The organism is Albidovulum salinarum, assembly GCF_025673475.1.
GTDB lineage: Bacteria > Pseudomonadota > Alphaproteobacteria > Rhodobacterales > Rhodobacteraceae > Albidovulum > Albidovulum salinarum.
The window spans coordinates 60975-75731 of record NZ_JAOVQO010000012.1 but is presented as its reverse complement, the minus strand read 5'-3'; the positions used below and the strand labels follow the sequence as shown (position 1 = coordinate 75731).

9 protein-coding genes are annotated in these 14757 nt (G+C 68.9%); 3 read left to right on the top strand and 6 right to left on the bottom strand.

What is annotated here, in order from left to right:
- Positions 1–27: 27 nt before the first annotated feature.
- The 6 genes from OEZ60_RS13580 to xdhA form a co-directional block, all read right to left on the bottom strand.
- Positions 28–960 carry an ABC transporter permease gene (locus OEZ60_RS13580; RefSeq protein WP_263337128.1) on the bottom strand — a complete coding sequence of 311 codons (933 nt, stop codon included), beginning with the start codon at positions 958–960 and terminating at the stop codon, positions 28–30.
- Complete coding sequence (locus tag OEZ60_RS13575; protein ID WP_263337126.1) at positions 960–2036, bottom strand: ABC transporter permease; 1077 nt, start codon at positions 2034–2036, stop codon at positions 960–962. The genes OEZ60_RS13580 and OEZ60_RS13575 overlap by 1 nt, the downstream gene beginning before the upstream one ends.
- On the bottom strand, positions 2023–3558 hold the full coding sequence (locus tag OEZ60_RS13570; protein ID WP_263337124.1) for an ABC transporter ATP-binding protein: 1536 nt from the start codon (positions 3556–3558) through the stop codon (positions 2023–2025). The genes OEZ60_RS13575 and OEZ60_RS13570 overlap by 14 nt, the downstream gene beginning before the upstream one ends.
- Positions 3559–3620: 62 nt before the next feature.
- A complete protein-coding gene (xdhC, locus tag OEZ60_RS13565) occupies positions 3621–4571 on the bottom strand; it encodes a xanthine dehydrogenase accessory protein XdhC (protein WP_263337122.1) in 951 nt (316 codons plus the stop codon).
- Entirely contained in the window at positions 4568–6976 is a 2409-nt protein-coding gene (gene xdhB / locus OEZ60_RS13560) for a xanthine dehydrogenase molybdopterin binding subunit (RefSeq protein WP_263337120.1), read from the bottom strand. Before xdhB ends, xdhC begins: the two co-directional genes overlap by 4 nt.
- Positions 6973–8337: a xanthine dehydrogenase small subunit gene (xdhA, locus tag OEZ60_RS13555; RefSeq protein WP_263337119.1), complete on the bottom strand. Its 1365-nt coding sequence runs from the start codon at positions 8335–8337 to the stop codon at positions 6973–6975. Before xdhA ends, xdhB begins: the two co-directional genes overlap by 4 nt.
- Positions 8338–8610: 273 nt before the next feature.
- Between xdhA and OEZ60_RS13550 the strand changes: the two genes are divergently transcribed.
- The 3 genes from OEZ60_RS13550 to OEZ60_RS13540 are packed head-to-tail and all read left to right on the top strand — an operon-like array spanning position 8611 to position 14588.
- The gene (locus tag OEZ60_RS13550; protein WP_263337116.1) at positions 8611–9432 is read left to right on the top strand and encodes a DUF6544 family protein; all 822 of its coding nucleotides are present in this window, start codon (positions 8611–8613) and stop codon (positions 9430–9432) included.
- 56 nt (positions 9433–9488) lie between these two features.
- Complete coding sequence (gene dnaE, locus OEZ60_RS13545; protein WP_263337113.1) at positions 9489–12998, top strand: DNA polymerase III subunit alpha; 3510 nt, start codon at positions 9489–9491, stop codon at positions 12996–12998.
- A gap of 33 nt (positions 12999–13031) precedes the next feature.
- The gene (locus OEZ60_RS13540) at positions 13032–14588 is read left to right on the top strand and encodes a phospholipase D family protein (RefSeq protein WP_263337111.1); all 1557 of its coding nucleotides are present in this window, start codon (positions 13032–13034) and stop codon (positions 14586–14588) included.
- The last annotated feature ends 169 nt before the right edge of the window (positions 14589–14757 follow it).

Below are 14757 nucleotides of genomic sequence, written 5' to 3'. Positions count from 1 at the left end.
GGCTTCATGGCCCGGTTTGGCTTCGCCTCAATGCGAGGCATGGAACACCCGGCCGAGTGCGGCGGGGGCGGCAAGCGTCGCCCTCCCGCGCGGGGCCGACATGATGACAAGCACGATGATCGTTATCAGATAGGGCGCCATCGACAAGACCTGCACCGGGATCGCGATGCCGGCCGCCTGAAGACGGAGCTGCAGCACCGTGACCCCGCCGAAGAGATAGGCGCCAAGCAGCACCCGCTCGGCCTTCCACGAGGCGAAGACGACGATGGCGAGCGCGATCCAGCCGGCGCCGGCGGTCATGCCCTCGGTCCATTGCGGGACCCGCACGAGGCTCAGATAGGCGCCGCCGAGTCCGGCGAGCGCGCCGCCGAACATCAGGGCCGCGATCCGCACCCGGATCACCCGGTAGCCGAGCGCATGGGCGGCGTCATGGCTTTCGCCCACCGCGCGCAGGATCAGCCCGGCACGGGTGTACTTCAGGAACGCCCAGGTGCCGCCGACGAGCAGGAGCGAGAGATAGACCACCCAGTCGTGGTTGAAGAGGATCGGCCCGAGCCCGGGAATGTCCGAAAGCGGCCCCATGTCGATCTTCGCCGTCGGCGGCGGCTTGATCCCCTGGTAGCCCTGGCCCATCAGCGCCGAGAGCCCGAGGCCGAAGAGCGTCAGCGCCAGACCCGTCGCCACCTGGTTGGACAGGAGGTACTGGGTCAGGAGCGCGAAGAGGAGCGCCATCACCGCGCCGCCCACGGCCGCCGCCATGAAGCCGAAGAACGGGCTCTCCGTCGCCACCGCCGCGGCGAAGCCGGAGATCGCGCCGATGATCATCATCCCCTCGACCCCGAGATTGAGGACGCCGGATTTCTCGGCGACCATCTCGCCCGTCGCCGCAAGAAGGATCGGTGTTGCCGCGACCATCATCGAGGCGATGAGAAGAACGATGTCGATACCGCCGATAACCATCAGATCAGCCCCCCGATGCGGATGCGGAAATTTGTGAGAAGGTCCAGGGCCAGCAGGAAGAAGAGAAGCATCCCCTGGAAGGCCTGGATCGCTGCGAGCGGCAGGCTGAGCGAAAGCTGCGCCATTTCGCCACCGATATAGGTCAGCGCCATCAGAAGCCCCGCGAGCAGGATGCCGACCGGATGCAGCCGCCCGAGGAAGGCCACGATGATCGCGGTGAAGCCGTAGCCGACGTTGAAGCTGTCGGTGATCTGCCCGCCCGGACCGGCGACCTCGAAGATCCCCGCGAGCCCCGCGAGCGCGCCCGAGATGCCGAGACAGATCGCGACGAGCGTGTTGGGGTTGACGCCGGCGAACCGCGCCGCCCGCGGCGCCTGCCCCGCGACGGAGATCTGGAAGCCGAGAATGTGGCGGTTGAGAAGGATATAGGCGCCGATCACCGCGAGGAATGCCGTCACCACGCCCCAGTGCAGCCCGGTATTGGCGATCAGGTCGGCATTATGGGCCGAGGGGTACTGCTGCAGGTTGCGGCTCCCCGGGAAGCCGAAGCCCTCGGGGTTCTTCAAGGGTCCGAAGGCCAGGGTCGAGAGAATGTTCTCGGCCACATAGACCAGCATCAGCGAGACAAGGATCTCGTTCGTGCCGAAGCGGATCTTCAGAAGCGCCGGGATCATCGCCCAGATGAAGCCGCCGATCGCTCCGGCGATGATCATCGCCGGGAACAGCAGGAAGCTCTCCGCCGGATAGGCCGCGAGCGCCACGGACCCGCCACAGAGCGCGCCCATGATGTACTGGCCTTCCGCGCCGATGTTCCAGACCGCCGCCCGGAAGCCGAGGCTCAGGCCGATCGCGATGAGGATGAGCGGGCCGGCCTTCACCAGAAGCTGCGGCCGGAAATAGCTCGCATTGGCGCCGAACAGCGGCTCCCAGAAGATCGCCTTGATGGCGAGGACCGGGTCCTTGCCGAGCATGGCGAAGAGCATGCCGCCCGCGATCATCGTCAGGATGACGGCGAGGACCGGCGTGCCCCAGGACCAGAAGGTCGAGGGGGTCGGGCGTTTCTCAAGCCGGAACATGGTGCACCTCCGCTTCATGCATGCCATGCGCCCCGCCGAGCATCAGGCCAATCTCGTCGATGGTCAGTCCCTGCGTCGGGACCGGGGCCGACAGCCGGCCCTCGTTCAGCGCCGCGAAGCGGTCGGCGATCTCCATGATCTCGTCGATGTCCTGGCTGATCACCACGACCGCCGCGCCCTTGGCCGCACGGTTCAGGAGCGCCTGCCGGATGAAGGCCGCGGCCGCGGCATCGACGCCCCAGGTCGGCTGGTTGACGATGATCACCTCCGGCTCCTGCATGATCTCGCGCCCGAGCACGAACTTCTGCAGGTTGCCGCCCGAGAGCGCGCGCGCCGCCGTGCCGATGCCGGGGGTCCGGACGTCGAAGGTCTTGACCACCTCCTCGGCAAAGCGCCGGGTGCCGGCCCAGTCGATGAAGCCGTTCTTCGTCAACTGCTTGCGGACCGCGCCCGAAAGAAGCGCGTTCTCCATCAGGCTCAGGTCCGGCACTGCGGCATGGCCCAAGCGTTCCTCGGGCGCGGTGCAGAGCCCCGCCTTGCGGCGCTCGTTCGGCCCGAGGTCGCCGACGTCGAGCCCGTTGATCTGCACGCAGTCGCGCGGCGTCTTCACCTCGCCCGACAGGGCCAGCAGAAGCTCGTCCTGGCCGTTCCCGGCGACGCCGCCGATGCCCAGGACCTCGCCCTGCCGGACCTCGAAGCCGATCTCGCGCAGGCTGGTGCCGAAGGCGCTCGGCGCCGGGACCGAGAGGTTGCGCACCTGCAGCGCCACCGGGCCGGGGTTGATCGGCGCCCGCTGGGGCGCGTTCAACTCCGCGCCGACCATCATCTCGGCCATCTCGCGCGCGGTGCTGTCCCTCGGCGTGCAGGTGCCCACGACCTTGCCGCGCCGCAGGATCGTCGCCTCGTCGCAGAGGGCTTTGATCTCTTCCAGCTTGTGGCTGATGTAGAGGATCGAGGTCCCCTCCGCCGCGAGCTGCCTGAGCGTTCCGAAGAGGATATTGACCTCCTGCGGGGTGAGAACGCTCGTCGGCTCGTCCATGATCAGGAGCTTCGGATCCTGAAGGAGGCAGCGGATGATCTCCACCCGCTGGCGCTCCCCGGCCGACAGGTCGCCCACCAGCCGCTCGGGGTCCAAGGGCAGGCCGTAGCCTTCCGAGACCTCGCGGATCCGCCCGGCGAGCTCGCCCATCGGCGGCGGGTTGTCCATGCCCAAGGCCACGTTCTCGGCGACGTTAAGCGCGTCGAAGAGGCTGAAATGCTGGAACACCATCGCGACGCCGAGGCCCCGCGCCTCGCGCGGCTCGGAGGGCGTGTATTCCTCGCGCCGGAAGGTCATCCTCCCCTCGTCGGGCTTCACCAGCCCGTAGATCATCTTCACCAGCGTCGATTTGCCCGCGCCGTTCTCGCCCAGAAGCGCGTGGACCTCGCCCTCGCCGATCTGGAACGAGACGTCGTCATTGGCCTTCACGCCCGGATAGGACTTCGACAGCCCCTCGATCGTCAAAAGCACGTCCCTTGTCATCTCGCGTCTTCCCTCCCGGGGCGCCGTGCGCCCGGTTTCCTGTTCCTGAAGCGTCTTTCCGGTCATCCCGTCCGCTCCTCCCTCGTTCGGCCCTCGGCCCGGTCCCGGATCAGCTCGGCCGCAACCCCGACGGCGATCGCCTGCGGATGCTTGCCGAGTGCCGGATCGCCGATCGGACATCGGATCCGCCCGATCTGCTCCTCGCCGTGACCGAGCGCCTTCAGCCGGTTTCGGAACCGCGCCCATTTCGTTGCCGACCCGATCAGCCCGAGCCGCCCGAAGCCGTGGCCGAGCAGCCGGTGGCAGAGCTCGAGGTCGATGGCGTGGCTGAATGTCAGCACCAGATGCTCGGCATGCCCCGGCGCCTCCGCCACCAGATCGGCGGGGTTCGCAGCCACCCGCTGCACCACGCCCTCCGGTACTTCCGGAAACCGCGCCGCATCGGTATCGACCCAGGTGAGCCGGAGGCCGGGCAGGGGCCCGAGCACCGCCACCAGCGCCCGCCCGACATGGCCCGCGCCCCAGATCCAGATCTCGCGCTCCGCCATTGCCACCGGCTCCACCATCCAGCCGTGGACGATCCGCGCCACCGGCCGGAACCCCTCGCCGCGCGCCCGGTTGAGGATGCGCCGCACCGCGAGCGGAGCGTCGCCGCCCGTGCCGGGCAGCGGCCGCGCGACCACGGTCACGTCGCCGACAGCCTCCAGCCGCGCCGCGTCCCAGAGCTCCGACAGGAGCGTGACCGCCCCGCCGCAGCACTGGTTCAGCCGGGGCCCGAGCGGCATCCGGTCGACCCGGTCGCCGGTACCGGCCGCGAGCATCGCCCGCGCCCGCGCCGCCGCCTCGTATTCGAGCGCGCCGCCGCCGATCGTGCCCTCCTGACCGCCGGCCCAGACCAGCATCGCCGCGCCCGCCTCGCGCGGGGCCGAGCCCGCAATCTCGGTCACGACGACCCGGATCACCGCGCCATGCGCCGCGACCCTGCGCGCCAGCGCCTGGAGATCGACGCTCATGCCCCGGTCCCCCGCGCCCGCTTCACCGCCGCGAGCACCGCCTCCGCCGTCGCCGGCGCCTGCAGGTCGGGCCAGTTCGGCCCGCAGGCGGCGCAGGCATCGGCGAGGGCCGAGAAGACCGAGATCCCGTGCATGAAGGGCGGCTCGCCCACCGCCTTCGAGCGGTAGATCGTGTCCTCGCGGTTCTGCCCGTCCCAGAGATAGACGTTGAAGACCCGGGGCCGGTCGGAACAGGCCGGGATCTTGTAGGTCGAGGGCGCATGCGTCATCAGCCGCCCCTTGTCGTTCCAGACCAGCTCCTCGGTCGTCAGCCAGCCCGCGCCCTGCACATAGCCGCCCTCGATCTGGCCCTTGTCGATCGCCGGATTGAGGCTCGTGCCGCAGTCATGGAGGATATCGGCCCTGAGGATCCGGTTCTCGCCGGTGAGCGTGTCGATCACCACCTCCGAGACGGCGGCGCCATAGGCGAAGTAGTAGAACGGCCGGCCGCGCCCCGCCTTCCGGTCCCAGGTGATCTTCGGGGTGGCGTAGAAGCCCGTGGACGAGAGGCTCACCCGCCCCATGTAGCAGCGCGCAGCGGCCTCCGCGAAGCTCATCTCGTCGCCGCCGACGATGACCTTGCCGTCCGCGAACCGCACCTTGGCGGGCACCGTCTGATGCTCGCGGGCAAGGTAGTCCGCCATCCGCTCGCGGATCGTGTCGCAGGCCGCCTTCACCGCCATGCCGTTGAGGTCCGACCCCGAGGAAGCCGCCGTGGCCGAGGTGTTCGGCACCTTCGCGGTATCGGTCGCGGTGATCGCGATCGTCGCCACATCGACCCCGAAGGCAGAGGCCGCCACCTGGCTCACCTTGCGGAAGAGCCCCTGGCCCATCTCGGTCCCGCCGTGGTTGAGATGGATCGACCCGTCCGAATAGACGTGCACCAGCGCGCCCGCCTGGTTGAGATGGGTGAGCGTGAACGAGATCCCGAACTTCACCGGTGTCAGCGCGATGCCCTTCTTCAGGATCGGGTTCGCCGCGTTCCACGCATCGACCGCGGCCTTGCGGCTGGCAAACCCGCTCGTCTCCTCAAGTTTCGCCACCAGCCCGTTGAGGATGAAGTCCTCGACCGGCATGTGGTAGGGCGTGGTCTGGAACCCCTCCGCCGCCGGCATCTTCGCGTCGGTACGGATCATCGTTTCGGAGCCGCGCGAAACCAGATCGACATCCGGATCATCCGGGAAGCTCTCATGGCCCGTCTCCGGCGCGGGGGCGACGCGGTCGGTCGCCTCGGCGTAGAAGTTCGCCTTGCGGACCGCGAGCGGGTCGCGCCCGAGCGCATGGGCGATGTGATCCATCACCCGCTCGATCCCGAGCATGCCCTGCGGGCCCCCGAAGCCGCGATAGGCGGTCGCCGACTGGGTGTTGGTCTTCAGCCGGTGGCTCTCGATCCGCACGTGGTCGAGGTTGTAGGCATTGTCCGAATGCAGCATCGCCCGGTCCGCGACCGGCAGGCTCAGGTCCTGCGCCCAGCCGCAGCGCGCGAGCTGCAGGAACTCGATCCCGAGGATCCGGCCCTCCTCGTCGACGCCCGCGCGGTAGGCGATGCGGAAGTCGTGGCGCTTGCCGGTGATCACCATGTCGTCGTCGCGGTCATAGCGCATCTTCGCCGGCCGCCCGAGGAGATGCGCGACGAGCGCGCAGGAGACCGCGAGCGCGTTGCCCTGACTCTCCTTGCCGCCGAAGCCGCCGCCCATGCGGCGGATCTCGACCCGGACAGCGTTCATCGGCAGGCCGATCGCCTCGGCGACCTTGTGCTGGATCTCGGTCGGGTGCTGGGTCGAGGACTGGACGATCACGCCGCCCTCTGCCGGCAGCGCCAGCGCAGCCTGGCCTTCGAGGTAGAAATGCTCCTGCCCCCCCATCTCGAAGCGGCCCTCGATCACCCGCGGCGCCCCGGTGATGGCCTTCGCGGCATCGCCCTTGGTCCAGATCACCGGCCCGCCCTCGAAGCGGCTCCCCGCTGCCATCGCGTCATCGACCGTCAGGAGCGCGGGCAATTCCTTGTACTCGATCTTCCCCTTCCGCGCCGCCTTGCGGGCCGCCAGATGGCTTTCCGCGATGACGAGGAAGATGGGCTGGCCGACATAATGCACCGTCCCGGTGGCAAGAAGCGGCTCGTCATGGATCGAGGGCGAGACGTCGTTGGCAAAGGGCAGGTCGTCGGCGGTCCAGACCGCGATCACGCCGGGCGCCGCGCGGGCCTCCGAGAGATCCATCGAAACGATCTCGCCATGCGCGACGGTCGAGATCCCGAAGGCCAGATGCGCCGCGTTCGCGGGCAGCGGCACGTCGTCGATGTAGCGGGCCGTGCCGCTGACATGCAGCCGGCCGGAATCGTGGGTGACGGGCTTCGCAACGCTCATGGGGTCACCTCCAGAACCGAAACGGGCGCGCCGGCGCGCTCGTGGAAATAGCGCAGGGCCATGTTCTGCGCCGCCTCCAGCCGGTAACCGGCCGAGGCGCGCATGTCGGTGAGCGGTGTGAAATCCTGCGCGAAGGCGGGCAGCGCCGCCTCGACCGTGGCAAGGGTCCAGTCCTTGCCCACCAGTGCTGCCTCGACCGCCGCGGCACGCTTCGGGATCCCCGCCATGCCGCCGAAAGCGATCCGCGCGGCCGTGACACGGCCTTCCGCCACGGTGACGTTGAAGCAGCCGCAGACCGCGGAGATATCCTGGTCGAACCGTTTCGACAGCTTGTAGCAGGCGAGGTCCGGCACCGTCTCGGGGATCGTCACCGCCTCGACGAACTCGCCCTTGGCACGGTCCTGCTTGCCATAGTCGAGGAAGAAATCCTCCAGCGCGATCTCGCGCCGCGCCGCGCCCTTCCTCAGATGCAGCGTCGCCCCCATCGCGATCAGCGCCGGCGGCGCGTCGCCGATGGGCGAGCCGTTGGCGATATTGCCGCCGATCGTCGCGGCGCCGCGCACCTGTTCGGAGGCGAAACGGCGCAGCAGCTCGGCGAAGGCCGGATGCGGGTCTTCCATCGCGCGGCGCAGGCCGGCGATCGTGACCCCCGCGCCGACGCGCCAGCCGCCCGCGACCTTCTCGATCCGCTGCAGGTCGGCGCAGGCATGGAGGAAGGCCACCTCCGGCAGTTCGCGCAGCTGCTTCGTCACCCAAAGCCCGACATCGGTCGCCCCGGCGACGAGCACCGCGTCGGGATGGGCCGCGTACCACTCGGCCAGCTCATCCGCCGATCCCGGCGCATAGGGCGCTGCGCCGTCGGACCGGGCCGGCTTGTCGTCGACCCATTTCGGCACCGGCGCCGCCGCGGCGGCCTCGGCGGCGCGGATGATCGGCGCGTAGCCGGTGCAGCGGCAGAGGTTGCCGGCGAGCTGGTCGTCGTGGTCGACGGCGCCGTTCTTCTGCGCCACCGCCATCGAGACCACGAAGCCCGGCGTGCAGAAGCCGCACTGGCTGCCGTGATGCTCGACCATCGCCTCCTGCACGGGATGCATCTCGCCCTTCGGCCCGGTCAGACCTTCGACCGTGCGGACGGCTTTCCCGTGAAGCTGCGGCAGGAAGAGGATGCAGGCATTGAGCGCCCGGCACCCTTGGTCGTCGGTGACCATCACGGTGCAGGCGCCGCAGTCGCCCTCGTTGCAGCCTTCCTTGGTGCCGGTGAGTCCCTGCCTGTCGCGCAACCAGTCCAGAAGCGTCCGGGTCGGACGCTCGCCGGCTACGGTGACAGGCGTTCCGTTCAACAGAAACGCGATGTCGGTCATCGAATGAACCCGCCGCCTTCTCCTCTCCCGGGCTAGTTGCGCCTCCGCCCGATGCGGCGTAAAGCGGATATGCGCGCCCCGTCTCCCGCATTCCATGAAGCGCCGAACACGGTCACAAGGCAAGCAATACTTAAAGGGAAAACCGTTAAGCAGTTTCTCGGATTCCCGCATAATCACCGAAACTCGTGGCCCGTCCCCGCGTCGCGCTGGCCTTGTCGGGACCGCTGGGCCATAGTGCCGCCCGGGTGACGTCGCCATGTCGGGGCGGGTGGGATGCAGACGGCTTTCTATCTGGTATTGCTCGCGGTTATCGGGCTTCTCGCGCTGCAGGTCGCGGCCGCCAAGCGGTGTCGCGGCCGCGTTCTCCAGCTCGCCGCCCGGCTCCGCGACACGCCGCCGACCCGCGACATCGACATCGCCCTGCCGCCGCTCGTCGCCGATTTCGCCCGCCGCGCCGGCGCCGATCCGGGCCGGCCGATGCGCGCGGCGAGCTTCAACCAGACCGCCGAGCTCCGGCTGAAGCCGGGCGGCCGCTTCCACCGGATCGAGGCCTGGCAGGTCGTCTCGCTCGGCCGCGCCGGCTTCGTCTGGGACGCGCGCCAGCCGCTCGGCCCCCTGACGAGGCTCCGCGTCCTCGACGCCTTTGTCGGCGGCGAGGGCCTCCTCGAGGCGCGGCTCCTCGGTACCATCCCCGTCGCCCGCGCCTCCGGCGCCGAGATCGACCTCGGCGAGGCCTACCGCTACCTCGCCGAACTGCCCTGGATGCCGGACGCGATCCTCGGCAATCCCGACCTCACCTGGCGGGTGACCGGCCCCGACACGGCCGAGGTCCGGATGACGACCCGCGACGGCATCGCGCGGGTCACCTTCGGCTTCGACGCGCAGGGCGACATCGTCGCGATGGAGGCGAGGGACCGCCCGGCCCGCGATCCCGACGGCACGACCCGCCGCTACGACTGGCGCGGACGCTTCTCCGACTACCGGGAGATCGGCGGGCGCCGCCTGCCCGGCTTCGGCGAGGTCGGCTATGTCTACCCCTCCGGCTACGAGGCCTATTTCCGCGGCCGGATCAGCGACTACCGCCTCGCGCCGTGATCCATTCGCGCCGGTACGCCCTTCCGGGGCCCGCGCCCTTCGGCTAGGGTCCGGCCATGACCAAGGCGCCGCGATTCATCCACCTCCGCACCCATACCGAATACTCGCTCCTCGAAGGCGCGGTGCCGGTGAAGAAGCTCGTCGGGCATTGCGACAAGATGGGCATGCCCGCCATCGCCGTGACCGACACGAACAACATGTTCGCGGCGCTGGAATTTTCCGTGATCGCCAAGGGGGCCGGGGTGCAGCCCATCGTCGGCTGCCAGCTCTCCCTCGACCACGATCCCGCCCAGCCGGGCGAAAAGCCCCGCCCGCCCGCGGCGCTCGTTCTGCTCGCCCAGAACGAGGCGGGCTACATGAACCTGATGAAGCTCAACTCCTGCCTTTACCTCCGCGAGGACGGCGCCCTGCCGCATGTCACGGCGGAGGAACTGGAGACCCATTCGGAGGGGCTCATCTGCCTCACCGGCGGCCCCGACGGCCCCGTTGGCCGGTTCCTGCAAGCAGGGCAGGGGCCGAAGGCCGAGGCGCTGATGAAGCGCCTCGCCGCGGCCTTCCCGGACCGGCTCTATGTCGAACTGCAGCGCCATCCCGGCGAGGGCGGCCAGTATACCGAGGCCGAGCGGCTGACCGAGCGCGGCCATGTCGAGATGGCCTATGCGATGGGCCTGCCCTTGGTCGCCACAAACGACGTCTACTTCCCGAAACCGGCCATGTACGAGGCGCATGACGCGCTGATCTGCATCGCCGAGGGCGCCTATGTCGACCAGCAGGAGCAGCGCCGGCGGCTGACGCCGCAGCACTACCTGAAATCGCCCGAGGAGATGGCGGCGCTCTTCGCCGACCTGCCCGAGGCCTTGGAGAACACCGTCGAGATCGCGCGCCGCTGCGCCTTCGCCGCCTTCAAGCGCAAGCCGATCCTGCCGCGCTTCGCCGATGACGAGGTGCAGGAACTGCGGCGCCAGGCGAACGAGGGGCTCAAGGCGCGGCTCGCCGTCATCCCCCACGCGGTCAGCCTTGAGGATTACCAGAAGCGCCTCGATTTCGAGCTCGGCATCATCGAGCAGATGGGCTTCCCCGGCTACTTCCTCATCGTCGCCGACTTCATCAAATGGGCCAAGGACCACGACATCCCCGTCGGTCCCGGCCGGGGCTCCGGTGCCGGTTCGCTCGTGGCTTATGCGCTGACGATCACCGACCTCGATCCCCTGCGCTACTCGCTCCTCTTCGAACGCTTCCTCAACCCCGAGCGGGTCTCGATGCCGGACTTCGACATCGACTTCTGCATGGACCGCCGCGAGGAGGTGATCCGCTACGTCCAGGAACGCTACGGCCGCGACAAGGTCGGCCAGATCATCACCTTCGGCGCGCTCCTGTCGAAAGCCGCCGTCCGTGACGTCGGCCGCGTGTTGCAGATGCCCTATGGCCAGGTCGACCGGCTCTCGAAACTGATCCCCGTCGAGGGCGTGAAACCCGTCTCGATCGAGAAGGCGCTCGCCGACGAGCCGCGCCTGCGCGAGGCCGCCCGCGCCGAGGAGGTGGTGCAGCGGCTTCTCGACTACGGCCAGCAGATCGAGGGGCTCCTCAGGAACGCCTCCACACACGCCGCCGGCGTCGTCATCGGCGACCGGCCGCTCGACGAGCTGGTGCCGCTCTACCGCGACCCGCGCTCGGACATGCCCGCGACCCAGTTCAACATGAAATGGGTGGAGCAGGCCGGCCTCGTGAAGTTCGACTTCCTCGGGCTGAAGACGCTGACCGTCATCCAGAACGCCGTCGACCTCATCCGCGCGGGCGGCCGCCACCTGCATCAGGCCGCCGACGGCCGCACGCTCTACACCCCGCCCGAGGGGGCCGAGGACCAGATCAACGCGATCCCGCTCGACGACGAGCCCACCTACAAGCTCTACGCCGCCGCCAAGACCGTCGCCGTGTTCCAGGTGGAAAGCTCAGGCATGATGGACGCGCTGCGGCGCATGAAGCCGACCTGCATCGAGGACATCGTCGCCCTCGTGGCACTCTACCGGCCCGGCCCGATGGAGAATATCCCGACCTATTGCGAGGTCAAGAACGGGGTGAAGGATCTGGAATCGATCCACCCCACCATCGACCACATCCTGAAAGAGACGCAAGGCATCATCGTCTACCAGGAACAGGTGATGGAGATCGCCCAGGTCATGGCCGGCTACACGCTCGGCGGCGCCGACCTTCTCCGCCGCGCGATGGGCAAGAAGATCGCCGAGGAGATGGCCAAGGAGCGGCCGAAGTTCATCGAGGGCTCCACCGCCAACGGGGTGGACAAGAAGAAGGCGGGCGAGGTCTTCGACCTTCTGGAGAAGTTCGCGAACTACGGCTTCAACAAGTCCCACGCCGCCGCCTATGCCGTCGTCAGCTACCAGACGGCGTGGCTCAAGGCCAACCACCCGGTCGAGTTCATGGCAGGCGTCATGAACTGCGATATCCACCTCACCGACAAGCTCTCGATCTACGCCGAGGAGGTGCGGCGCGGGCTCGAGATCACCATCGTACCGCCTTGCGTGAACCGCTCCGAGGCGACCTTCTCGGTCACGAACGGCCAGATCGTCTACGCGCTGGGCGCGCTCAAGAACGTCGGCGTCGAGGCGATGCGGCTCATCGTCGAGGCGCGGGGCGGGAAACCCTTCGCCACGCTCTACGACTTCGCCCGCCGCGCCGATCTCAAGCGCATCGGCAAGCGCTCGCTGGAGATGCTGGCGCGGGCAGGGGCCTTCGACCAGCTCGATCCCAACCGCGCCCGCGTCTTCGCCGCGCTCGACGCGCTGTCGGCCTATTCGGCGGCGATCCACGAGGGCCGCGCCTCGGCTCAGGTCTCGCTCTTCGGCGAGGCGGGCGAGGACCTGCCCGAGCCGCGCCTGCCCTCCGGCGACGACTGGCTCCCGGCCGACCGGCTGGCGCAGGAGCACCAGGCGATCGGCTTCTATCTCTCCGGCCATCCCTTGGACGACTACGCCCCGGCGCTGAAGCGCAAGGGGATGCTGACGCTCGCCGAATTGCAGCAGAAGGCCGAACGCGACGGCGCGTCGGTGTCGCGCGTCGGCGTCCTCGTTTCCGGCCTTCAGGACCGCAAGTCCGCGCGTGGCACCCGCTTCTTCCGCATGAACATCTCCGACCCGACCGGGCAGGTCGCGGGCATGGCGCTGTTTCCCGAGGATTTCGACGCCTGCCGCAAGGTTTTCGACCAGACCAACCACGTCGTGATGTCGCTCGAGGCCCGCTTCAACGAGGGCCAGTTCGACCCCGTCGCCCGCTCCGTCGCGCCGATGGAGGGGGCGGTCGCCGATGCCGGCGGCGCCGGGCTGAAGATCCATATCGAGAGCGAGGCCGCCGTCGCCTCGGTCGCGGCCCTGCTCGCCCGCATGGTCGAGGAGGCGAAGATCCGCTCCCGCGGTCCGATCAGCTTCTGCATCGCCGACCGCGAGACCGGCGAGGAGGTCGAGGTCTCGGCCGGCCGCGACTTCCCGGTCAATCCCCAGATCAAGGGCGCGATCAAGGCGATGGGCGGCGTCGTCCTGGTCGAGGAGGTCTGACCGCAGCGGGCGGTCCCATCGAGAGGGCAAGCGATGATGAAACTGCTCCGCTGGACCGTGTTCCTGGTTCTTGTCGGCGCCGTCGCGATCATTCTGGCGCGGCTCGCGTTTCCGCTTGCGCCGCTCGATGGCCGCACGGAGTCCACGGCCCGCCCCGCGTCGCCCGCAACCGCGTTCGGCGCGGCCGTCCTGTCTGCCGCCGCACGCCATGCGGGTCTGAGCGGGGTCTATCCGCTGTCATCGGGGCTCGACGCCTATACCGCGCGCGCGCTCATGGCGCGGGCGGCGGCGGAGACGATCGACGCGCAGTACTACATCTGGGCCGACGACATGACCGGCCTCACGCTCCTGAAGGAGTTGCAGGATGCCGCCGACCGCGGCGTCCGGGTCCGTCTCCTCGTCGACGACAACGGCACGCCCGCGCTCGACCCCGAGCTTGCCGCCCTCGACGCCCATCCGAACGCCGAGGTGCGGATCTTCAACCCCTTCACCCTGCGCGCCCCCCGGCTCGCCTCCTACCTCTTCGACTTTCCCCGCCTGAACCGGCGGATGCACAACAAGTCCTTCACCGTCGACGGCGCTGCGACCATCATCGGCGGCCGCAACATCGGCGATGTCTATTTCGAGACCGGCACGGCGGGCATCTACTTCGATCTCGACGTGCTCGCCGTCGGCCCCGCGGCCGCCGAGGTCGCCGCCGATTTCGATCGCTACTGGCACAGCCGCTCGTCCTACCCCGCACTGTCGCTGATCGCCCCGGCACCGGGCAGCGAGGGCCGGCTCGCCGCGCGCGCCGCCGAGGCGGCGGCCTCCGAGCAGTTCGCGGGCTACCTGCGGGCGCTGACCGAAACGACCCTCGCGCGCGATCTCGCCGCAGGCACACTGGCGCTCGAATGGGTGCCCGTGCGGCTCTTTTCCGACGATCCGGCCAAGGGGCTCGGCCCGATGAACGGCGACGACCTCCTGATCTCCCGGCTCTGGCGCGACATGCCGCCGCCGCAAACCTCCTTCGATCTCGTCTCGGCCTATTTCATCCCGGGACGCGAGGGAACCGAGGCGCTGACCCGGTTCGCGGACAAGGGCATCAAGGTCCGGACGCTCACCAATTCGCTCGAGGCGACCGACGTGCCGGTGGTGCATTCCGGCTATGTCGAATACCGCGACCAGCTCATTGACGGCGGCGTCGAGACCTACGAGCTCCGCTCCGGGATTGAGGAGCGCCGCACCATCGACAAACTCGGCATGCTCGGCCAGTCGACCTCGTCCCTGCATGCCAAGAGCTTCGCCTACGACCGCCGCCACATCTTCATCGGCTCGTTCAACTTCGACCCGCGCTCGGCCCGGCTGAACACCGAAATGGGCTTCCTCATCGACAGCCCGCGCCTCGCCGGTTCGATGCAGGACAGCTTCGACACGACGGTTCCCCTCGCAGCCTACCGCGTCACCCGCAACGCTGGCGGCAAGCTCACCTGGCACGAGGCGCTCGCGGACGGGAAGGGGACGGACTACCGGCGCGAGCCGAACACCTCCTGGACGATCCGCGCCCTCGTCGCCGCCGTCGCCTGGCTGCCGATCGAATGGATGCTGTGATCCGTCGTCGGCTCCGCTCCCGGTCCTGCGCCGGGAGCGGGACAGCGTTTTGAGCAGTTCCTGACCGGGGCTGTTTTTCGGAACGATGCCGCGATCATTGTGGCGATTTTCGGAAAAGCGTTCCGAAGCGCCGCTCCGAATGGGGCTTGCGCGCGCCATTGGCCCGGAT